The following is a 20245-nucleotide window of genomic DNA, read 5'->3' on the forward strand; positions in this document are numbered from 1 at the left end:
TGGGGCGGTCGCCCTCCCTCCCCCGCCAGGACTTGACGACCCCCGCTAAGTCTTGACGCCCCCCGCCTCCTTGCCTACCAGTTCTTCCAGGTCGGGCCTGTAGCTCAATTGGTTAGAGCAGAGCGCTCATAACGCTTTGGTTGGGGGTTCGAGTCCCTCCGGGCCTACCAAACTATCCCTTTGAAATTAAACAAAACCCTTGCCTTTCAAGGGCTTTGTCCGTTTGATGGTTACAACTTTGGTTACAAAACGGGGATGACAATGGCCGGGAAAGTCAGGCACCTAATCAATCGCAGTGGGCGATATCACGCGCGACTCGTGGTGCCGAAAGACCTGCGCCCGATAGTCGGCAAGACGGAATTGCGCGCCCCGCTGGGCGGTGACTACCGCCACGCGCTCAGGCTGTTGCCCGGCGCGGTCGCTGAACTACAGCACCAGATTGCCCTTGCCGAGCGGAAGGCCAGCACCAAGCGCAGCATCGGGGCGCCGCGGTATCCGCTGGCGCCTGACCAGATCGCGCACAGTCACTACATGCGGCGCCTCGAATTCGACGACGAGCTGCGCAACGATCCACGCTATGCCTCAGTCCCGGTTGACGAGCTTCTGGTATCCCGGCTGCGCGAAGCCATCGCCGGCCGGGCCAGCGACGACGAGCTGCGCGAGCTGGTCGGCTATCAGATCGAGCAATTCCGCAAAGCCGGCAACCTGTCGGCCAAGCCGGGCTCAGACGAATGGCGGATCGTGGCCCGTGCCTTGTGCAGCGCCGAGCTAGAGGCGCTGGCAAGGGCCGCAGAGCGCGACGAGGGCGACTTCGCCGGCCAACCCTCAGACCCCCTCATAAAGAACGCCCAGCCGCCCGACGATGCCCCTGCGCCGGTCAACCTCGCCCTGCTTTGGAGCGACTACAAGGCGAGCCGCAAGCAAGCTGGCTTCATGAAGGACAACGGGCGGCGCCAGAACCCGGTGATTGAGAACCTGCGCCAGCACCTTGGCCATAGCGATGCGGCGCGGATCACCAAGAAAGACCTATTGGCGTGGCGCGACAAACTTTTGGAGACAAGAGGCCCCAAGACGGTCAGCGATATCTACCTTTCGACGGTCAGGTCTCTCTTAGGGTGGGCCGAAGAAAACGAACGTCTGCCGGCCAACGTGGCCGCGACCGTGAGACAGCCGAGACCGCGCCGCCAGCACGGCCGCGAACGAGGATACACCGACGCGGAGGCCCTCGCGGTGTTCAACGCCGCCCTCTCCTACAAGCGGAAAATCAACGAGGTCGGCCGCAGTGAGACGCCGCACCAAGCGGCCGCGAAGAAATGGTGCCCGATCATCTGCGCATTCACCGGCGCCCGGATTTCAGAGATTACGCAGCTTCGTAAAGAGGACGTGCGCCAAGAGGGCGACTGGTGGATCATCCGTATCACGCCCGACGCCGGTTCATTGAAGGCGGGCAACTACCGCGATGTGCCGCTGCACCCCCAGGTGATTGAGCTGGGCTTCGCCGACTTTGTCAAAGCCGCCTCGCCCGGCCCCCTGTTCCATGCCGGCAAGGATCCCGAGAAATACGCCACGGCGGCGAGTAGCGTATCAGATCAGGTCGCCAAATGGCTGCGCAATTCCGGCCTTTTACCCGAGGGGGTTTGGCCTAACCATGCGTGGCGGCACCGGTTCAAGACCGTCGCGCGTGAGATTGGTGCGTCAGATCGTGTCACAGACGCGATTTGTGGTCATGCTGGCAGGACAGCCGGCGACAACTACGGCGACGTGACGTTGAAGGCAAAAGAGAGGGTGATTGAGGCGCTACCGAATTATGCCTTCGTGATGAATTAGTTGTATGCTTAGCGTCACTTTTCTACAACTGATTGTATTTCCGCAAGCCGAATCCATGAGATCAGCTCCCGATGCTTAACTCGTTTCTTACTGACATTGCGCTACTAGGCGGGTTGGGCGCAATTTTGGACAGTATTTTTGTTTCGTCGACCGAACGGAAAAGCCTTTCCGAGTATCTTGAGTCCAACAGTGACGACCTCTCCCTTAGCCAGAGATTTTCAAGATTCTTAGAGAGAGCTCATTCAATAATTTTCGGTCGTTTTTTCTCTTCAAGATTGTTCTCAATAGGTTTCTTCGCATCTGCTGCAACGATCTCTGTAATCTCGTTTGCGATCGTCATTGGAATACAGCTTTACATGTTCCCTGAACTGTTCGCGAATATCCCATTCGACGGACTTCAAGTTGCGTTGTTTTCCGCTTTTATAGGATTCAATGTCTGTTTCGACTATCTGACAATAATTCAAACCAAAATTTTTATTGAAACATCCTTGTCTGCGAGAAGCATCTTTCGCTCGCTTGTTTTTATCGGCGCTGATCTAATCGTCACGATGAACACGTTTATTATATGTTACGCGTTCTTCGTATTGGTCGTCGTGCAGTGGTTTGTTTGGACTCCTGTCCAAGCATCGCTAGTTGTCCCAGACGCCAGACCGGGCATGGAAATCAATATAGAAGAAGATAGGCATAGATTCGACGAGCTTCGGGACGAAGAGTTTGTTGGCCGAATAAAGTATTGGGGTCCTATCACGGGCGCCCTTATCGAAAAAGGAGCACCAGAGACCGCCGAAAAACTTGTAGTTTACTATTATTCCACTTTTGACCCCAGAGACGCTCTCGTCCGCGCGGCAGTATTCACGGGTATCTCCAGTCAAAATTTAACTAATTTGGAAGCTTCTTTTGTTTCGCAACCCGAAGAACTTCGTGTCTACAAAGAACTGATAAACAAAATGGATTCCTTCGCAGATTTCGGCAGTGAGGATTCCGAGCATAAAATACTGAAACTGAACGCAGAAGTAGATGGATCTGTATTTAGGGGTGGTACTTTGACCGATGCTTACACATCGGCATTTTTTATGACGGACATGCTTGAGGATGCGTTTCCTGCGTCGGTATTGGGCCCTACTGACCTACAGTCTTTATCAATGTTGATCAAAAGCGCTGTAGGTTCGGAGCTCAGTCAAGATCGGATAGCGCTTTGTTTCGATGACGGGGCTTTGACGAAAAGGCTGAGAATTAACTCTAGTACAGTCGAGATACTGAACAGTTGTGAGCAGTTCTTGACCGTAACTTCATTTTGGGCCACTGGGGTTAATTCTGACCTTGCAGTAGTCGGTCGGGATATCGAGGGCTACCGTGCGCCGTTCAACACGCTCTTCATTACCAGTATACTACCAACCACATTTTTTTACTTTGCGATAATCCTCTTGGCTATCTCATCCTTGTGTATTTCAAAGATCTTCTCTGGAACCAACAGGATTAAAAAATTCTTCTTGAGGGCTCCGCTGGCGATATCAGGACTGGTTCTGGGCGCTACGTTGTCTATCACCGGATTAGTTTAAATTGTCCTAGAGGTGAGGGTTTTGGGAAATGGAAAGGAAAATGCCTCGCAATTAGGAGGACGATTACTCGTTTAGACTTAAGAAGTGTAATGATATAACATTGGTCTTTATCCGCGATTCCAAGTGTGCTATTTGTGCAACACACAACCACGGACGCGGATTGCATGGCATTCGAGAAACTCAAGAAAAAGCTGGGCTTTGAAGCCGATGAAAAGGCCTTCACGCTCACCGACCCCGAGGCGCTCGCCCTCTTCGGCGCCATCCCTACCACGTCCGGCCTGTCGGTTGGCCCCGGCAACGCAATGCGCGTCCCGGCAGTGGCCTGCGCCGTGTCTCTCATTTCCGAAACCATCGGTTCATTGCCGGCCAAGCTCTATGACCGCACCGACAAGAGCGCCCTGACCGATCACGCCGCCTACCGCCTGATCCATAGTGAGGTGAACGAGTGGACCAGCGCCGCCGAGTTGCGCGAAGCCCTAACCCTTGATGCGCTGCTACATGGTGCTGGCCACGCCTACGTCACCCGCCTCAGCGACGGCACCCCCTATGAGCTACACCGGCTCGAACCGGGCATGGTGCAACGCGACTTCGAGCCGGACGGCGAACCCTTCTACCGCGTCACCACTGCGAACGACCAAGACCGCATGTCCTACCGTGACGTGCTGCGCATCGAAGCCCTTGGCGGCGTCTCCCCGATCACCCTAGGCCGCGAGGCCATCGCCCTGGCAATGAGCTTCGAGGGCCATATCGGCGGCGTCTTTGCGAACGGCGGCCGCCCCTCCGGCGTGATCAAGTCGACCAAAGTGCTCGACGTGGAGTCGAAGAAGAAAGTCGCGTCGAGCTGGTTCAGTACCCACGGCGGCAGGAGAGCCGGCAACACGGCCATTCTTGATGAGGGCATGGACTATCAACAGCTGTCCATGACCCTCGCAGATGCCCAGTTCGCCGAGAACCGCCTTGAGCAAATCCGCGAGATCGCCCGTGTGTTCCGCGTCCCGCCGACGATGCTCTTTGAGTTGAGCCGTGGCACGTGGAGCAACACCGAAGAAATGGCCCGCCAGTTCTTCACGATCACGCTGAAGCCTTGGCTGACCGCGTGGGCGTGGTCCTATGCCCGGTGCCTGCTGACCCCCGAGGAACGCACCGGCGCCTATGTCGAGTTCATCACTGACGACCTGCTGACCACCGACGCGGCCGCCCGGGCAACCGCTTATGGCCAGTATCGCAGCATGGGCGCGCTTACCGCCAACGAGGTGCGCGCCGGGCTCAACCTGCCCCCACACGGGGGCGGCGACAAACTTCAAAATCCCTACACCACCACCGGGAAGGAACCCGCCGAATGAAACACTCCGCATTCTTCGGTGACGCCGAACATACGTTCGCGCTCACCGACCCCATGATCTCCGAACTTGAGCGCATCACCGACCTTGGTATCGGCGCGCTCTACCTGCGCGCCGTCAACATGCAATTCAAGCTGGTCGATCTGGTCGAGATCATCCGGCTTGGCCTGATCGGCGGCGGCGCCAACCCGGAACAGGCCATGCAGCTCACCGACACCTACGGCCGCAACCGGCCGATTGATGAGCTTTACCCCCTTGCCATGGATATCCTTGATGCCCGTTGGGGCGGCGACACTGCCGACAGAGAGGCCGACAAATGACCGAGCGCCTCGAAGTCAAAGCCAATCTGCAAGTCACCGACGAAGGCACGATCACCGGCATTGCGTGGCCGTTCGCGTCGCCTGACCGCGTCGGCGACACCATCACCAAGGGCGCGCTCACCACGCCCGACACCCTGCCTATGCTCTTTGCCCATGATCAAGACCAAGTCGTCGGTGTCTGGGATGAGATCACCGAAAGCGACGAAGGCCTGACCGTCAAGGGCCGCTTGCTGGTCGATGATGTCGTGCGCGCCCGCGAGGTCCGCGCCATGATCCGCAGCAAGGCGGTATCCGGCCTGTCCATTGGCTTCGTGACCAAACAGGCAAAGCGCCACGCCAAAGGCCGCAACATCACTGCGGCCGACCTTCACGAAATCTCAGTTGTTGCCGTCCCGTGCCATCCGGGCGCGCAGATCACTTCCATCAAATCCGATGGCACCCCCCTGCCCCATATGGAGACCCCGAACATGGAAAACGAAGAAACCGAAATCGAACAGAAACAAGAGCCGCAGACGCCGGCCAACGATACGCCCGAAGTGCCCCAGATCGACACCAAAGCCTTCAACGAGGTCAAGGCGCGGCTCGACAAGCTGGAAGCCAAGGGCAACCGCCCGCTGATCACCGGCCCGGCCAATCCGGCCATGGGCACCGAGGAAGTGAAGGATTTCACGCACTACCTCTCCACCGGTGAGAAGAAATCGCTGACCACCGCCAGCGACACCGCGAACCACATCCTTGCCCCCGAGGACGTCAGTTCCGAGTTTATCCGCAATCTGGTCGAGTTCAGCCCCGTGCGCGCCATCGCAGACGTGCGCAGCACCACGGCCGCAACGGTGATCCTGCCGAAGCGCACTGGTGTGACCAATGCCGCATGGGTTGGTGAGACCGGCGCGCGCACCGGCAGCGACCCGACATTCGATCAGGCCGAGCTCAACATCAAGGAGATCGCGACCTTTGTGGACATGTCGCTTCAGCTCGCTGAGGACAGCGCCAACGTACTCAGCGAAGTCAATCTCGCGCTCGCCGAGGACTTCGGCCAGAAAGAGAGCCTGTCGTTTGTCAGCGGCAGCACCGCCCTTGAGCCGGCCGGCTTTATGGCCAACGCCAACATCGCAGCTACCAATGCGACCGGCGCCGCAGCTATCGACCCCGACGAGCTGATCGCGATGATGTATGCCCTACCCGGCACCTACCGCAGTGCCGGTACTTGGGTGATGAACGGCGCCACGCTGGCATACATCCGCAGCCTGAAGGACGGCCACGGTAATTACCTTTGGCAGCCCTCCTATCAGGCGGGCCAGCCTGAGACGATCCTTGGCCGGCCGGTGATCGAGGCCGTCGACATGGCGGATATCGAGGCCGAAGCCGAACCGATCATCTTTGGCGACTTCAAGCGCGGCTATCGCATCTATGACCGCCTGTCGCTGGCGGTGCTGGCTGACCCCTACACGCAGCGCGCCAATGGCCAGATGCGTTACCACGCCCGGCGCCGTGTCGGTGCTGGCGTTGTGCGCCCTGACGCCTTCCGCAAGCTCAAAATGGCCGCATAAGCCGACCATGCCTAAGCTGTCCGCATATGAAGGAGTGGCACTGGAATACGGCGGCAATGCCGTGTTCCTGCGCCCCTCTTTGCAGGCAGCAACCCACCTTGAGCGCTTGCACGGCGGCTTCCCTGCCCTGTTGCGCAAGATCGAGGAATTCGACACGCGCACCGTGCGCGCCGCCATCTCCTACAGCGCCGACAAGGACGCCGCCGAGCGCCTCTTGGCTTACGCGGCCACTCAGCCCCTCTCCGGCTTCATGCTGGCAGTACAACGGCCCCTCTTTGACCTGATACAGGCCCTTCTGCCCGAAGCTCCTGACGACCAGCACAAGGCCAAGACCACCGGCGCCCCGATGCCGTGGTGCGAGGTCTACCGTGAGCTTTATGGCCTAGCGACCGGCTGGCTTGGCTGGCCACCTGAGACAGCTTGGAGCGCCACGCCCCAAGAGATCACCGACGCCTTCAAAGCGCATCTGGCCAAGCTAAAGGCCATCCACGGTGCCGCCGAGGATGACGACGACCAGAGCGCCGACACCTACACCCCCGATCAACTCGCGCAGATAGAGAAACAGGGCCATGACCCGGCACTTGACCGTGCGGGGCTGCATGCGCTGAAAGGAAAGGTTAAACCCAAATGCCTATAATCGACCCATATGACGGGTATAGCAGGTCTCCCGGCTACCCTATTTCAAACGCTTTGGTCGTGACCCCAAGCGACACCGAAACCTTGCCGGTGATACCGTCCAAAATCCTATTCTCGCACCCTGGCAATTACCGCCTAACCTTCGAGGGTGGTCAAACGGTTGACGTGTATTTCAAGGATTACTGGACGTTCTTTGAAGCGCGCATCACGCAAATCCACGCGACCGGCAGCAAGCCGAACGCGACAATCACAGTGTTCTGGTAACGTCGAGTGCCCAAGCCGCCGCATATCTGCACTTGTGGTCGCACGGTGCCGCATGGCGAGGTCTGCCCCTGCAAGCAGGCTGCCAAGCGCGCCCGTGATCGGCGCCATGATGCGCACCGGCCGCGCGCCTCAGAACGCGGCTACGGCCACAAGTGGCGTGTGGCACGCGACCAGTTCCTTGCCGTCAATGATCGGTGCGCATGGCCGGGTTGCTGCGCCCCTGCCACCGTTGTGGATCACCGGATTCCGCACCGTGGCGACATGACCCTGTTTTGGGATCGCAACAATTGGCAGCCGCTATGCGCGCGCCATCACAATCGGCACAAGCAACGGCAGGAACGCAGCCATGACACATGATGGTCAGCGCGCTCTGTGGTGTGAAGTACTCGCTATGGCAATCGCAGATGCCCTTGAAGGCGCACGCGGTATCTCAGGAAACCGCGAAACCAAGATGCGGCTTTTGATGGAAGCGCGCCAATACATCACCAAACCGAACCACGATTTCAACTTCGTCTGTGCCAATGCCGGCTTTGATCCTGAGGTAGTGCGTGACCGACTGGCAAAGCAGATCGCAGATGCACCGACCCCAGAACAGATTGTTGGGCAAAACGGCAGGCCAGCAACGAACAAGCTAAGCTTGCGCCGCAAACAGAGGGCCAGACGGAAGCCGCGCGTCCAAGGGCCGGGGGTGGTCTCCGATTTTGCGAGGGGTACAGGGACCGGCGCGGGGAGGTCCGTACAAGACAGATCGAATATAAGTTTTGCAAAGGAATCCATCTAATGGCCGCACAAACTTCCCTGACCCTGCTGAAGTCGCAGCTCAATCTTGACCACGATCTTGATGATGAGTTGCTGGCGCACAAACTGAGCGCCGCAGAGGAGTGGATTTACAAATTCACTGGTCGCGATTTCAGCGCAAGTAACCCGGCCATGACCGAAGCGGCGTTGCAGCTCGCCGCCTATTGGTACGAACAACGCGAGGCCGCATCCTTCGGCCAGACAACAGCGCCGGTGCCTTTCGGTGTTCGCGATCTGCTTTCCCCATATCGTAGTCAGGTGACCGGCCATGTCGCTGACTAAGCAATCGAAGGCACTCGAAGCCCGCCTGAAGGCCATCCCGCGCGAGGTGCTGCACGAGGTTCACCCCGCCCTTGTCAAAGGCGCCGAGGAAACCGCCGACGCGATGCGCGCCCTTGTCCCGGTTGCCGAGGGCGACTTGCAGGCGTCCATTACCGTGACTGCGCCGGGTGAGACGACCCCGGCCTATGCGGAAGGCGGCGGGCGCCAGACGGCCGAAGACAATCAGGCGCTTGTGACGGTCGGCAATGAGAAGGTGCGGCATGGTCATTTGCAAGAGTTCGGCACGACGAAGCAAGAGGCGCAGCCCTTCTTTCGCCCCGGTGCCCGGCTCGCCCGGCCCAAGGCCATGCGTCGGATTCAGCGCGCCATCGGGAAGGCTATCAGGAATGCAGGGGGTAAGACATGATCGAGCCAAGTATCGCTTTTCAGACCGCACTCAGGGGCGCGCTCATTGGTGACCCGGCCGTGAGTAACCTTGTTGCCGCTGACAACGTGCGCGCCGGCTCCACCCGACCGGACAACCTGCCGTGCATCATCTTGGCGAACCCCCAGACGATCCACTTGGGCCGCGCTGGTGGCGGTGGCTATCTCACGCGCGTATTTCTCGATTTGCACGTCTGGGCGCTTGAAGATGGCGCCGACATGGCCCGCCAGATTGGCGGCGCCGTGGCGGTGGCCCTGTGGGATCGACCGACGACCAACGAGGTGGGCATTGATACGTATCAGCGCCCCAGCTTTGTCTACGTGCGCGACCCTGACCCTGAGCGGGCTTACTGCCACGGCATTGGCACCGTCGAAGGTGTGATCAGGTGGAGGGCGTGACCATGCTGCGCGCAGGCAAACTTGACCGGCAGATCACGATTGAGCGCGAGACTGAGACTGTCGCCCCGAGCGGCGCGGTGTCGAAGACATGGGCAACCGTGGCGACCGTGCGCGCTGAGCTGGTGCAGCAATCGGCCGACGAATTCCTTGCCGGCTTCGGTGAGGCGGAAGGTGGCAGCGTGATCTTTCGAATCCGCTACCTCGCCGGGATCACCACGGCCGACCGAGTGAGCTACGCCGGCGAGGCCTACGATGTTGACCGGATCAAGGCAGTCGGCCGCCGCCGGGCGCTAGAGCTGAAGTGTGTGAGGGGCCAATGATTACCGGCGCACGGTCATACGGCAAAGAGGAATACAACAACGATCGGGATAAGGAGCACCGCCACGATTACCAGTATTCCGTCGGGATCCATGGCTACGACCAATCTACGCTTGCTCAAATCAATAAAAGAGTAGCCGAAACTCAGCATTTTTCAATCGGACTGGAGAAGTAAATTGTCAGTCCATTCGCGCGGCGTGAAACCGCCCCTCTCACCCGATACTGACGCGCTCACCAAAGCCCCGCCGGTGCCCAAGTATCTGGCACCGCAGGCGAAGGCCGAATGGAAGCGGATCATGCCGCAGCTCATTGCGCGCCGCGTGATCACCAAGGCCGATCTGGCTGGCGTGGAAAACTACTGCATCTGCATCGGCACCGTGCGCCAGATCGAGGAAGATCGCGCCGGCGGTCAGATCGACGTGAAGCTCTTTGGCGTGATGAACCGGGCGGCACAAACTGCGCGCCAGCTCGCGGCCGAGTATGGCCTGACGCCTACCAGCCGCGCCCGTATCGGCGCTGTCCAGTCGAGCGATGACGACGACGACAACCCGCTCGCGGTGTAACGATGAGCGCCACCTGCATAGAAGCCAAATGCGAAACCGTTTCGCATTCTCCTAGCACCTATCCGGGCTGGATCTTCGACGGCAGCCCTATTCCTGACCCGCTGGGCCACGGTGAGCGCGCCGTGAAGTTCCTGCGCCGGCTGCGCCATCCTGCCAGCACTGAGCCAAAGCAACGCTTCCAACTCTATTCGTTTCAAGAGCGGATCGTGCGCCGCATCTACGGTCCGCGTCACAAGGATGGCAGCCGGATCGTCAAAACGGTTTTTCTCATGCTCCCGAGGGGCAACCGCAAAACCAGCTTGGCGGCGGCGCTGTCGCATCTCCACGTGATCGGTCCCGAGAAGCGGCCGGCCGGTCAGGTGATCTTTGCGGCGTCGGATCGTGAACAAGCCGGGATTGGCTTCCACGAAGCCGCCGAAATCATCCGGTGTGACCAGCGCCTTGTGGAAGCAACGCGCATTCACGACGCCTTCAACAGTGCGAGGCAGATCACAGACAAGGCCAGCGGTGCCCGGTTGCGCGCCGTGTCGAGCGACGGCCGCGCCCAGCACGGCACGACGCCGGCCTTTGTGCTGGCAGACGAGATTCACGCTTGGAAGGGCCGCGAGCTTTGGGAGGCGCTCAAGTCCGGCCTCGCCAAGACCGACGACAGCTTGCTCGTGATCGCTACCACGGCCGGGCGTGGCCATGAGAGCTTGGCCGCAGAACAGTATGCCTATGCCCGGCGGGTTGCGCTTGGCGAGATCGACAACCCGGAATTCTTGCCGATCATCTTCGCCGCCGAGGCCGATGACGATTGGCAGAATGAGCAGGTTTGGCACAAGGTGAACCCCGGCCTGAAACATGGCTTCCCGTCTCTGCCCGGCTTGCGCTCACTGGCGAAGGAAGCTCAGGATCACCCGGCCGAGCGCTATTCGTTCCAGCAATTCAACTTGAACGTCTGGCACGGGAACAGCCGCGACCCGCTGTTCAGCATGGTCACCTATGACGCCCGGCGCTTCGATGACGACGAAACCGACCTAGAGGCCCTGCCCTGCTGGATCGGCGTGGACATGGCGCGCAACGGCGACACGGCGGCCGTGGTCGCGGCATGGCTGCACGATGATGGGCAGATCACGGTCAAGCCGTGGTTCTTTGTGCCGGGCGACGACCTGAAAATGCGCAGTGACTGTGACGGCGTTCCCTATGAGCGCTGGCGCGACGAAGGGCTGATCACGGCCACGCCCGGCCCGATCATCGACCCGGAAGTCGTCGAGGATCACCTGCGCGAGCTGGCGGCGCGCCATGACGTGCAAGAGATCGCCTTTGACCCCGCCCTTGCCCGGCAAATTATGCAGCACTTGCACGATGATGGTCTGCCCGTGGTGGAGCTGAGACAAGCGCCCCTGAGCATGGGCGTAGCGACCGGCGACCTAGAGCGCACCGTCAACGGCCGCATGATCCGCCACGATGGCCACCCGGTGTTGCGCCATCATTTCGATTCCGTTGTCGTTTCCCGCAACGAGACGACCGGGCTTGTCCGAATGCACAAGGGCAAAAAGGTCGACCGGATCGACGGGGCGGTCGCGGCCGCGATGGCGGTTCACCGGGCGGTAGCAGGCGAAACCAGCCGCTCACAATATACCGGCGAAGACGCCGAGATTTTCACTTTCTGAGGAAATAGCAAATGAATGACCTTCCCGGCTTAATCGTTCCCGTCGAAGCGCGGGTCGCGAAACTAGAGCAAGGCCTTAAGCGCGCCAACCGTGCGCAACGTCGCGCCAGTCAACAGATGGAGCGCCGAGCCCGCCAGAGCGCCGACAGGATGAGCGCCAGCTATGCGAGGGCCGGCAATGCCGCCGCCGGGGCGTTCAAGCGCCTTGCGGTGCCGCTGGTGGCCGGTGTCGCATCGGCCCAGACCGCCCGGAAGATCACGGACGTTACGCGCGCAGTGGCGCAGCTTGGCGACGAAGCCAAGCGTGCCGGCGTGCCCCTTCAGCATTTCCAAGAATGGCGTTACGTGGCCGAGGAAAACCGCATCGGGATCGACCAGATGACGGACGGGCTCAAGGAATTGAACCTGCGCGCCGACGAATTTGTCGTCACCGGCAAGGGGCCAGCCGCCGAGGCATTTGCCCGGCTGGGCTTCGGTGCCGGTGAGCTGCGCGAGAAGCTGAAAGACCCTAGCGAGCTGTTGCTTGAGATCATGGAGCGGCTGCGCCGGTTGGACACGTCCGCCCGTATCCGCATCGCAGATGAGATTTTCGGCGGCAGTGCCGGCGAGCGCTTCGTCGAACTGGTCGATCAGGGCGCGGCCGGTCTGCGTGAGACAATCGACCGGGCGCACGAGCTGGGCTTCGTGCTGGGCGATGATGTGGTCCGCAAGGCCGATGAGCTCGACCGGAAGTTCGGCGAGCTGACCGGGCGCATTTCCAATTTCGGCAAGCGCGTGGCCGTCGAGATTGCGGACGGCATTGCGAACGTGGCAGGCCTGCGCGAGTCTCTCGCCCAAGTCTTCGATAACGAGGCGCAGGGGCGCGCCATTCTGGGCGATGACATTTACGACGCGCTCGAACAGAACAGCGGCGCGCTTGAGAAGCACAAGGCCGAAGTGGTCGATTTGCGCGAGACCTACGCCGAGCTTTTCCGCGAGGTGAACCGCCTGTCCGGCCCGGATGGAATTCGCGTCTTCGAAATCAACGATGAAGATGTGAAGTTCGAGGTTGCCGGGATCGTCACAGAAATCAACGACCTGACCCGCCAGCTCGAAAATGGACAGATCGAGGCCGACGATTTCACATCTGAGATTAGTGATTTGGCGGGCGAAGCTGACGCACTACTTCAAGAATTGGAGAATATCGACGGTGCCGGTTTCTCAAATGTTATCGAAGGTATCGGCAGTCTCACATCTGCCATTCGCGAGGCCATCGGCGAGGCGTCGAAACTGCGCAGCGAGTTGCCCGGCGGGTATGTCGCATCTGGTCGCGGTGACGGTCGCAACGAGGCTGACCGGCGCAGGCGCGAGGATAATGGCAATGCGACCCCGCAGGCACCGACAACCTCACTGCGCCCGAGGGCGGCGCCAGCTATGATCCACGACAACGTGCCCGCCGACACGCGCGACACTGGCGGCGGGCGCAGCGCGAACGAATACCGCGAAGCGGCCGAGGCCATCCGCGAGGAAACGCGCGCACTTGAACTTGAGGCCGCTGCACTCGCGGCCGTGGCGCTCGCCGGTGATAATCTGGCGCCGGCCGTCGAAGCCGCGCGGCGCGAGGCCGAGTTGCTCAACGAGGCGCAGCGCCAAGGGCTGACGATCACGCCCCAGCTTCGGCAGGAGATCAGGCAGACGGCCGCAGCCTATGCGCAGGCCGATCAGGCGGTCGCGCAGGCCGAGGAACGTATCGGCGATTTCGAGGCCGCTAAGGATCGGCTCAAAGGGACCGCCGAGAGCGCCTTCACTGGGCTGATCACCGGCGCGCATAGCTTCCATGACGCGCTGTTGATGATCATCAACGATCTGGCGCGCATGGCCGCGTCCCGCCTTTTTCAGTCGCTTTTCTTTGGCGGCGGCTCGACCGGCGGCGGGCTTCTTGGCGGTCTCTTTGGTTTCTCTAGTGGTGGCTTCACCGGCCCCGGCGGTAAGTTCGAACCGGCTGGTGTTGTTCATCGGGGTGAATATGTTTTTCCGCAAGAGGTCGTGAAGCGCGTCGGGGTGGAGAATCTCTCACGACTCCATAGGGCCGCACTGACGGGCTTTAGTGCTGGCGGGCTGGTAGGAGGTCCGAAAACCCTTAGGGGCGGCTCAGCGGCGCGCTCTGAGTCGCTGGCGGGTATGAACGTGACGATCAATGCCCCGGTGCATGTCGAGGGCAGCGCCGGAACGCCCCAGCAGAATGAAGACCTTGCCAAGCGCATGTCGAAGGAGATGGAGCGTGCAATGCGTGGCGTTGTGGTTTCAGAGATTCAAAAACAAATTCGTCCTGGTAACATGCTGGCGCAGAAGGGTGGCCGGTGATGGCGCTCCAAACCTTCAACCCGCCCGTGCGGCCCTCACCCGGCACCTCGTTCAAGCCTAAGGTCACGCTCAACCGCGCAGACTTCGGCGAGGGGTATGTGCAGGCGTCACCGCGTGGGCTCAACCATATCCGCGAGAGTATGGAACTGAGCTGGCACGGGCTTACGGAACCGCAGATGGTCACGATCCGCACCTTCTTTGAGACGCATGGCGGATACATCCCTTTCTGGTTTCAACCGCGTGGGCGTCCGGAAGCCCTCTTGTGGACGTGCGAGACGTGGACGGTCTCAGACGCGGCACCTTGGAGGGCTTCCTGCACGCTCGTGCAATCGTTTGGGCCGGGAGAGTGAGTGGGTGAGACCGCGACCGGGATGGGCTTGAATAATCCCCCACCCTCTTCCGGTCGCGGTATGAGAGTAGTTGCCGGGCGCCAGCCCGGCAGCAAGGCCGTAGGCCGCGCAGGGGCGGCGCAGCCGCCCAATGAGGGTGACCGGGTAAGTGTGTCCGTTCGAATTTCTTGGACTGTTTATTTATACTCTTAAGATAGATATATACATAACAATCAAGAAATTCGAACGGACAGCCCATTCTGGCCGTCTAAAGAAATTCGAACGGACACACTTCCGGGTCTTGCGATTTAATATGCAGCATGTTACATTAGGGCAACGATGAACGGAGACCCCTCGTATGTCCAATCTTGTCCAACTTCGCCTGCCGGAAGATCGCGCGCAGCAACTTCGCAATCTAGCCACGGCCAAGGGAACTTCCCTGAGCGGTGCCGTGGGCGCCTTGATGAAGCTTCTCTATGAGCACACCGAGACCGAGCACAACATTCCCTCAGTCGAGGTGAACGTGCTCGCGGACGGCCTCGCCATCCGCTTCCCCAACAGCCCAACCACTGGATTCAGCTTCGACGCCGCCGCGAAGATTGCCGACGCAGTCCGCGAATATCTCGACGGCCAACACGCTGGCGAGAAGAACGCGCACCTGACCGACCCCGACACTCACGCCAACAGCTTTGCTATCTGGCGTCGCGGCAATTCCATCAAGATCGCCATCCCGATGAATGCACCTGAGAAGAACTTCACGCACGATTTGGCGGAGGAATTCGCAGACCTCTTGGACAACGCGGTCGCCCGGTCGACGGTCGCCCACTAACACGAGAAAGGGCCGGTGCGGCAACACCGGCCCCTTACTGAATACGTGGCTACTTTTGGAGGAACATCACGTATGGCTCAATATAGCAGCAATGGTGAAAAGCGCCACGCCCAAAATGGGTCGACGAACAAAAATTCCAGCGTCTCGCCCAATCTCTTGGCTACGGTCAAAGCCGCGAAGGCAGCAATAAAGGCCGACAACGAGAGTGCTAAGGCTGAGCGGAACGCGCGCAGGTGGAAAACTGAACGGGACCCGGCAGAGTATGAGCAGCAGAAAGAAAACCAGCGCGAGCAATACGCGGCGGCGGTGCTGGCGGATCAGGGCCGGGAAGTTCGGGCTTATCACAAGATCGACGCCAAGACGAAAGCCGAGCGCGAGAAGATCGTGCAAGAGCGGGCGGCCAAGCGAATGCAAAGGAACCGCATGAAAGCCTCTCAAGATACGAAGGACCGCGAAGCAGATCGAAAGTTTCGCAAGCGCAAGGAAGCCGCCGGGTGGACCGCCGAAGAAATCGCGGCGGGATTGCGTAAGCTTCAAGCGGATCGGGCACTTGGACGCTCGAACGATTACCTGGGTAATCCGGATTACGGGAAATTCTAGGTCTACACTATTCTTGCATCTGGCAATGCGTTGTTATATTATAACACTATTGAGGTGGTTGTGTCCCGCCTCTCACACCACCGCCCCGGCCCCTTTGAGAAACCTTAGGATGTAAGTCAACATTCGTCGGGGCGGTGGTTAAGTCAGAACTTACTTACAATAAAAACAATGACTTAGGCGGTACTTTTCGCTTGATCAGTTGATTCCGCGTGTGCAATGAATCTGGTTACTGCCCCTGACCAGACAAGGAACACACACATGAACGCATCTATCGAGCCCACCGAAATCTACCTCAACGACATTGTCTATGCGCGGCTCAAGGCGGCGCTCACCCAATTGGTCGCGTCACCCTTCGAGCGCGAGGGCACCGACGCCGAAACTGAAGTCGTGCGCACTCTTGGCGAGGTCGGAGGTGTTTGGCCGGAATTCGTGCGGGGTGATGCATTATCTGATTGACACGGTTACGCGGTACCGTTACCAAGACCCTATTGAACAATAACAGAGGTGCACCATGGCACTCACACCTGCCGAAAAACAAAAAGCTTACAGGGAGCGCGAGCTTGCCGAACGTAGAGCGGCACCCGATAGCGCTTATCCCTACTTGCGCGAAACATTTTCAGAGTTCCTCGAACGCGAGGGCAACTACCAGAATGTCGAGATCGCCCTAGGGCTCGCAGGCTTCGAAGCGCCGCTGATTGACGACGAGCGCGATCCAGAAGCCTTTGCCCTCGAAGAAGTCATCGCCGGCGTCGACAACCCCTTCCCCGGTTCCAAGGGCGCCCTTGGGCGCGCTCAGGTGATTATCGAATGCCTGATTGATGCAGCGAGCGAGCTGGCCAACGTGGTGAATAATTATGAGCGCGAGCAACTCAAAGCTCGCCTCGCCGAGCTTGGGAGCTCAGACACAACGGACAGGACCACGGCTATCGACGAGGCCGTGAAACTCAACAAGATGCTCGACCTGCTTAAAAAGCGGGTCCGCAAGGACTTCCCACAGTGGAAGGTAACGGGCATTTAGCCCTTAAGCAGCGGCCGGTCTGGCAACCAAATTCTCACACTCGACGCCAGACCGAACCGCTTAATTGAGACGCCAATCAGAAGGAAACTAGCATGGCACTCAACCCGAGACTCCTCGAAATCATCGCAAAGTCTAAGCATGACCATATCATGAACAAATTCATGTTCGCAACGATGACTGAGAAGGAACTTTTCGAACGATTTCTTGACGCGCCGTTGCGCGCTGGACCTAATTCTATTTTGTTCGAAGGAAACGGAGTTACTGACACTCCGAGCGCAATCCTTGGCGAGCCTATCTACGACGCGCACTGCGTCCCGTCAAACTTGGGAAGTTCCATGCTCGATGAATTGAGCGAATCCGATGATCCGGCGGCCGATATGGAATTTGCTATTGATGAGCTTAGTGCGCTCTTAAAGAGGCTCAAGATTATCTCGCGGGAGTTCAATTCCTTATGGGACGCTACGCAGGCTTTAATGCTTGATGACGCGGAGCTGGATATAATCTTCAACAATGCAGAAGCGAACTCCCAGTCTGAGCTACCTGAGCTACCCCCTGAAATTCGGACAGTGACGTAAGCTACGATTTGCAGTCTGCTGATCTTCGACGAGAAGGAGATCAGAGATGTCGAAACGCAAGCAGCACGCGCCCGAGTTCAAGGCGAAGGTCGCGCTGGAAGCCCTGAAGGGTGAAGAGACGGCGTCCGAGCTGGCGAGCCGGTTCGGAGTGCATCCGACGATGATCCATCAATGGAAGCGAGCCCTGCTCGAAGGCGCGTCCGGCGTGTTCGAGCGTGGAGGTCGCAAGAGACCCGAGATCGACGAGGAGCAGGTGAAGGAGCTCCACGCCAAGATCGGGGAGCTGGCGGTGGCCAACTCTTTTTTGGAACGAAAGCTGAAGCCCTGGGGCGGAAAGTGAGGCGCGGCATGATCGAGCCTGACCATCCCCGGCTGTCCATCGGTCAGCAGTGCAAGCTGCTGTCGATCGCGCGCTCGTCCTATTACTACGAGCCGAAGGGAGAGACCGAACAGAACCTCGGCCTGATGCGGCTGATCGACGAGCAGTTCCTGGAGACGCCGTTCTTCGGTGTCCGGCAAATGACGTGGCACCTGCGCAACGACGGGCATCTGGTGAACGAGAAGCGGATACGCCGGCTAATGCGCCTCATGGGGCTGATGCCGATTTACCAGAAGCCCAACACGAGCAGGCCGGCGAAAGGACACAAGACCTATCCTTACCTTCTGAAAGGGCTGCGCGTGGATCGTCCGAACCAGGTCTGGTGCTCGGATATCACCTACCTGCCCATGCGGCGCGGGTTCCTATACCTCGTGGCGATCATGGACTGGCACACGCGCAAGGTTCTGTCCTGGCGGATCTCGAACACCCTGGAGGCCGACTTCTGCATCGAAGCGCTGAACGAGGCCATCCACAAGTTCGGCCCGCCCGAGATCATGAACACGGATCAGGGCAGCCAGTTCACGTCCTTCGCTTGGACCGACCGGCTCCGCCGATCCGGCGTGCGCATCTCGATGGATGGGAAAGGCCGATTCCTCGACAACATCTTCATCGAGCGGCTGTGGCGAACCCTGAAATACGAATGCGTCTACCTGCATGCCTGGGAGACCGGATCAGAGACGAAAGCGGCCATCCGGAAATGGATGACCTTCTACAACCACCAGCGTCCTCACTCAGCCCTCGGCGGCAAGCCACCGGCGCTGGTCTATTGGCAGAGAAATGATATCAACCAACCCGATCAGCAGGCGCAAAGAGTAGCTTAAATTACGCCAGATACAGTCCAACCGATGGGGAGTAGCTCAACCCACTTCGAAAGAGGGTGGGAAAATGAACGAGAAACGAAACCGCTTTTGCGAAGCCCTCGATTACTATATCCGGTTTCCCAAAACTGAAACTGCAATGACATTGTATCAGGCATGTGGAGAGGTTTGGAATGACAAGTCCCAGATGCCGATCAATGCGCGCGACGACGTAGGTGACGCGATTGGTAATTACGTCGAGTTCAACCAGTGGAAAGAGAAGGGCCACACCTACGCAGGCGCAGCCCGTCGAATTCGCCCGGTGCTGAAAGCAGAATTCAATCTGTCGTAATCGTTCCAGCAAATGAGTCACGATAGCCCGCCAGCCCACGCTGGCGGGTTTTTACTTTGGTGAATCCCACCGATCAGTAGGCGCCACAGAAACTAAACTTAGAGCGTTTCTATGAAAACCTGAATCGCCGGGGATTCCCAGAAGACGCTGATTGTGCTTCCCTCTCCCTGGGAGGATCGGATCATGTCAGCACCTTTGCCGAAGGCGCTTCGTGCGCGGTTTCAGCAGTATATCGAGGAAGGCTTGAGCGGGCGAGCGGCGGCGTTGCGCCTGAGGCTCTCGCCGGCGACAGGCGCGCGGTGGGCGCGGGCGATCCGGACGTGTGGGCATGCGGCTCCCGCGCCGCAAGGCCGCCCCAAGGGCCGGGGCAAGCTGGCGCCTTACCAGACCTTTTTCGAGGAACTTGTCGCCCAGGATCCTGACATTACGCTGTATGAACTGCGCGATACGCTGGCGGCGGCGGAAGGCGTCGAGGTCCACCATTCCTCGATTGCCAGCCTACTGTCGCGTCTCGGTTTCACATACAAAAAAAGTCGCTGGTGGCCACCGAGCGCCATCGTGCTAAGGTAAGGCGCGCGCGCCAGGATTGGCAGACGCGTCGCATGCCCGCCATGCGGGCACAGCCCGAACGTCTTGTCTTCATTGATGAAACCTCCGTGAAGACGAACCTCACGCGCCTGCGGGGGCGTGCCCCGCGCGGGCAGCGGCTGCAGATGAATGCGCCGTTCGGAAACTGGGGCACGCAGACATTCATCGCCGGCCTGACGGCTGAGACGCTAATCGCGCCTTGGGTGATCAAGGGCGCGATGGACGGACCCGCCTTCGCCGCCTATGTCCGCGAGGTGCTGGTGCCGGAACTGCACCCTGGCACTGTCGTCATCCTCGACAACCTTGCCACGCACCGCAACGTCGAGGCGGCAGAGGCGCTGCGGCAGGCCGGGTGCTGGTTCCTCTACCTGCCGCCATACTCCCCGGACCTGAACCCCATCGAGCAAGCCTTCTCGAAACTCAAGGCGCACCTGCGCAGGATCGGCGCCAGAACCTTTACAGACCTCTTCGAAGTCCTCGGAGACATCTGCGATATGTTCTC

24 protein-coding genes and 1 tRNA gene are annotated in these 20245 nt (G+C 59.5%); all 25 read left to right on the top strand.

Going from position 1 to position 20245, the window contains the following annotated elements; genetic code table 11:
• The first annotated feature begins 93 nt into the window (after positions 1 to 93).
• Positions 94 to 170: transfer RNA gene (locus RLN94_RS08095), tRNA-Ile, on the top strand.
• Between the two features lie 91 nt (positions 171 to 261).
• Entirely contained in the window at positions 262 to 1827 is a 1566-nt protein-coding gene (locus RLN94_RS08100) for a DUF6538 domain-containing protein (protein WP_350065600.1), read from the top strand.
• A 71-nt stretch (positions 1828 to 1898) separates the two neighbouring features.
• Complete coding sequence (locus RLN94_RS08105; RefSeq protein WP_350065598.1) at positions 1899 to 3386, top strand: hypothetical protein; 1488 nt, start codon at positions 1899 to 1901, stop codon at positions 3384 to 3386.
• Positions 3387 to 3550: 164 nt separating this feature from the next.
• Positions 3551 to 4729 (top strand): phage portal protein, encoded by a 1179-nt coding sequence (locus tag RLN94_RS08110; RefSeq protein WP_350065596.1) that lies wholly within the window; start codon positions 3551 to 3553, stop codon positions 4727 to 4729.
• Positions 4726 to 5046, top strand: coding sequence for a gene transfer agent family protein (locus tag RLN94_RS08115; protein WP_350065594.1), 321 nt, complete (start codon positions 4726 to 4728; stop codon positions 5044 to 5046). The genes RLN94_RS08110 and RLN94_RS08115 overlap by 4 nt, the downstream gene beginning before the upstream one ends.
• Positions 5043 to 6596: a phage major capsid protein gene (locus RLN94_RS08120; protein WP_350065592.1), complete on the top strand. Its 1554-nt coding sequence runs from the start codon at positions 5043 to 5045 to the stop codon at positions 6594 to 6596. The genes RLN94_RS08115 and RLN94_RS08120 overlap by 4 nt, the downstream gene beginning before the upstream one ends.
• 7 nt (positions 6597 to 6603) lie before the next feature.
• Positions 6604 to 7233: a hypothetical protein gene (locus tag RLN94_RS08125; RefSeq protein ID WP_350065590.1), complete on the top strand. Its 630-nt coding sequence runs from the start codon at positions 6604 to 6606 to the stop codon at positions 7231 to 7233.
• Complete coding sequence (locus RLN94_RS22235; protein ID WP_433963186.1) at positions 7224 to 7496, top strand: spike base protein, RCAP_Rcc01079 family; 273 nt, start codon at positions 7224 to 7226, stop codon at positions 7494 to 7496. Before RLN94_RS08125 ends, RLN94_RS22235 begins: the two co-directional genes overlap by 10 nt.
• A gap of 346 nt (positions 7497 to 7842) precedes the next feature.
• A complete protein-coding gene (locus RLN94_RS08135; RefSeq protein WP_350065588.1) occupies positions 7843 to 8277 on the top strand; it encodes a hypothetical protein in 435 nt (144 codons plus the stop codon).
• The gene (locus RLN94_RS08140) at positions 8277 to 8576 is read left to right on the top strand and encodes a head-tail connector protein (protein ID WP_350065586.1); all 300 of its coding nucleotides are present in this window, start codon (positions 8277 to 8279) and stop codon (positions 8574 to 8576) included. Before RLN94_RS08135 ends, RLN94_RS08140 begins: the two co-directional genes overlap by 1 nt.
• The gene (locus RLN94_RS08145) at positions 8563 to 8982 is read left to right on the top strand and encodes an HK97-gp10 family putative phage morphogenesis protein (RefSeq protein WP_350065584.1); all 420 of its coding nucleotides are present in this window, start codon (positions 8563 to 8565) and stop codon (positions 8980 to 8982) included. The genes RLN94_RS08140 and RLN94_RS08145 overlap by 14 nt, the downstream gene beginning before the upstream one ends.
• Positions 8979 to 9398: a DUF3168 domain-containing protein gene (locus tag RLN94_RS08150; protein ID WP_350065582.1), complete on the top strand. Its 420-nt coding sequence runs from the start codon at positions 8979 to 8981 to the stop codon at positions 9396 to 9398. Before RLN94_RS08145 ends, RLN94_RS08150 begins: the two co-directional genes overlap by 4 nt.
• 2 nt (positions 9399 to 9400) lie before the next feature.
• A complete protein-coding gene (locus RLN94_RS08155; RefSeq protein WP_350065868.1) occupies positions 9401 to 9718 on the top strand; it encodes a phage head closure protein in 318 nt (105 codons plus the stop codon).
• 174 nt (positions 9719 to 9892) lie between these two features.
• The gene (locus RLN94_RS08160; protein WP_350065580.1) at positions 9893 to 10279 is read left to right on the top strand and encodes a P27 family phage terminase small subunit; all 387 of its coding nucleotides are present in this window, start codon (positions 9893 to 9895) and stop codon (positions 10277 to 10279) included.
• A gap of 2 nt (positions 10280 to 10281) precedes the next feature.
• Complete coding sequence (locus tag RLN94_RS08165; protein WP_350065578.1) at positions 10282 to 11934, top strand: terminase large subunit; 1653 nt, start codon at positions 10282 to 10284, stop codon at positions 11932 to 11934.
• A gap of 11 nt (positions 11935 to 11945) precedes the next feature.
• Positions 11946 to 14276: a hypothetical protein gene (locus RLN94_RS08170; protein ID WP_350065576.1), complete on the top strand. Its 2331-nt coding sequence runs from the start codon at positions 11946 to 11948 to the stop codon at positions 14274 to 14276.
• Positions 14276 to 14626 (top strand): phage tail protein, encoded by a 351-nt coding sequence (locus tag RLN94_RS08175; protein ID WP_350065574.1) that lies wholly within the window; start codon positions 14276 to 14278, stop codon positions 14624 to 14626. Before RLN94_RS08170 ends, RLN94_RS08175 begins: the two co-directional genes overlap by 1 nt.
• Before the next feature lie 337 nt (positions 14627 to 14963).
• Positions 14964 to 15434: a hypothetical protein gene (locus RLN94_RS08180; protein WP_350065572.1), complete on the top strand. Its 471-nt coding sequence runs from the start codon at positions 14964 to 14966 to the stop codon at positions 15432 to 15434.
• 72 nt (positions 15435 to 15506) lie between these two features.
• On the top strand, positions 15507 to 16034 hold the full coding sequence (locus RLN94_RS08185; protein WP_350065570.1) for a hypothetical protein: 528 nt from the start codon (positions 15507 to 15509) through the stop codon (positions 16032 to 16034).
• 258 nt (positions 16035 to 16292) lie between these two features.
• Positions 16293 to 16490: a hypothetical protein gene (locus RLN94_RS08190; RefSeq protein ID WP_350065568.1), complete on the top strand. Its 198-nt coding sequence runs from the start codon at positions 16293 to 16295 to the stop codon at positions 16488 to 16490.
• A 55-nt stretch (positions 16491 to 16545) separates the two neighbouring features.
• Positions 16546 to 17052 (top strand): hypothetical protein, encoded by a 507-nt coding sequence (locus RLN94_RS08195; protein WP_350065567.1) that lies wholly within the window; start codon positions 16546 to 16548, stop codon positions 17050 to 17052.
• 92 nt (positions 17053 to 17144) lie between these two features.
• Entirely contained in the window at positions 17145 to 17627 is a 483-nt protein-coding gene (locus tag RLN94_RS08200; RefSeq protein ID WP_350125263.1) for a hypothetical protein, read from the top strand.
• Between the two features lie 46 nt (positions 17628 to 17673).
• A protein-coding gene (locus RLN94_RS08205; protein ID WP_350065563.1) for an IS3 family transposase occupies positions 17674 to 18827 on the top strand; the annotation gives its coding sequence in 2 pieces (ribosomal slippage) (positions 17674 to 17926 and positions 17926 to 18827; 1155 coding nt in all).
• Between the two features lie 64 nt (positions 18828 to 18891).
• Entirely contained in the window at positions 18892 to 19155 is a 264-nt protein-coding gene (locus tag RLN94_RS08210) for a hypothetical protein (RefSeq protein WP_350065561.1), read from the top strand.
• A gap of 183 nt (positions 19156 to 19338) precedes the next feature.
• Positions 19339 to 20245 (top strand): IS630 family transposase gene (locus tag RLN94_RS08215; protein ID WP_350168776.1). Its coding sequence is split into 2 segments (ribosomal slippage), with 905 coding nucleotides annotated over them: positions 19339 to 19680 and positions 19683 to 20245; the frame shifts between segments, so codons are not numbered across the junction. This gene is flagged as partial in the annotation.

It is taken from the genome of Roseovarius sp. (genome assembly GCF_040223625.1).
Taxonomy (GTDB): domain Bacteria; phylum Pseudomonadota; class Alphaproteobacteria; order Rhodobacterales; family Rhodobacteraceae; genus Roseovarius.

Bases quoted from the DNA above. Each gene is read 5' to 3' on its own strand.
- RLN94_RS08100 (WP_350065600.1), top strand. From the start codon at position 262: ATGGCCGGGAAAGTCAGGCACCTAATCAATCGCAGTGGGCGATATCAC.
- RLN94_RS08105 (WP_350065598.1), top strand. From the start codon at position 1,899: ATGCTTAACTCGTTTCTTACTGACATTGCGCTACTAGGCGGGTTGGGC.
- RLN94_RS08110 (WP_350065596.1), top strand. From the start codon at position 3,551: ATGGCATTCGAGAAACTCAAGAAAAAGCTGGGCTTTGAAGCCGATGAA.
- RLN94_RS08115 (WP_350065594.1), top strand. From the start codon at position 4,726: ATGAAACACTCCGCATTCTTCGGTGACGCCGAACATACGTTCGCGCTC.
- RLN94_RS08120 (WP_350065592.1), top strand. From the start codon at position 5,043: ATGACCGAGCGCCTCGAAGTCAAAGCCAATCTGCAAGTCACCGACGAA.
- RLN94_RS08125 (WP_350065590.1), top strand. From the start codon at position 6,604: ATGCCTAAGCTGTCCGCATATGAAGGAGTGGCACTGGAATACGGCGGC.
- RLN94_RS22235 (WP_433963186.1), top strand. From the start codon at position 7,224: ATGCCTATAATCGACCCATATGACGGGTATAGCAGGTCTCCCGGCTAC.
- RLN94_RS08135 (WP_350065588.1), top strand. From the start codon at position 7,843: ATGACACATGATGGTCAGCGCGCTCTGTGGTGTGAAGTACTCGCTATG.
- RLN94_RS08140 (WP_350065586.1), top strand. From the start codon at position 8,277: ATGGCCGCACAAACTTCCCTGACCCTGCTGAAGTCGCAGCTCAATCTT.
- RLN94_RS08145 (WP_350065584.1), top strand. From the start codon at position 8,563: ATGTCGCTGACTAAGCAATCGAAGGCACTCGAAGCCCGCCTGAAGGCC.
- RLN94_RS08150 (WP_350065582.1), top strand. From the start codon at position 8,979: ATGATCGAGCCAAGTATCGCTTTTCAGACCGCACTCAGGGGCGCGCTC.
- RLN94_RS08155 (WP_350065868.1), top strand. From the start codon at position 9,401: ATGCTGCGCGCAGGCAAACTTGACCGGCAGATCACGATTGAGCGCGAG.
- RLN94_RS08165 (WP_350065578.1), top strand. From the start codon at position 10,282: ATGAGCGCCACCTGCATAGAAGCCAAATGCGAAACCGTTTCGCATTCT.
- RLN94_RS08170 (WP_350065576.1), top strand. From the start codon at position 11,946: ATGAATGACCTTCCCGGCTTAATCGTTCCCGTCGAAGCGCGGGTCGCG.
- RLN94_RS08175 (WP_350065574.1), top strand. From the start codon at position 14,276: ATGGCGCTCCAAACCTTCAACCCGCCCGTGCGGCCCTCACCCGGCACC.
- RLN94_RS08180 (WP_350065572.1), top strand. From the start codon at position 14,964: ATGTCCAATCTTGTCCAACTTCGCCTGCCGGAAGATCGCGCGCAGCAA.
- RLN94_RS08185 (WP_350065570.1), top strand. From the start codon at position 15,507: ATGGCTCAATATAGCAGCAATGGTGAAAAGCGCCACGCCCAAAATGGG.
- RLN94_RS08190 (WP_350065568.1), top strand. From the start codon at position 16,293: ATGAACGCATCTATCGAGCCCACCGAAATCTACCTCAACGACATTGTC.
- RLN94_RS08195 (WP_350065567.1), top strand. From the start codon at position 16,546: ATGGCACTCACACCTGCCGAAAAACAAAAAGCTTACAGGGAGCGCGAG.
- RLN94_RS08200 (WP_350125263.1), top strand. From the start codon at position 17,145: ATGGCACTCAACCCGAGACTCCTCGAAATCATCGCAAAGTCTAAGCAT.
- RLN94_RS08210 (WP_350065561.1), top strand. From the start codon at position 18,892: ATGAACGAGAAACGAAACCGCTTTTGCGAAGCCCTCGATTACTATATC.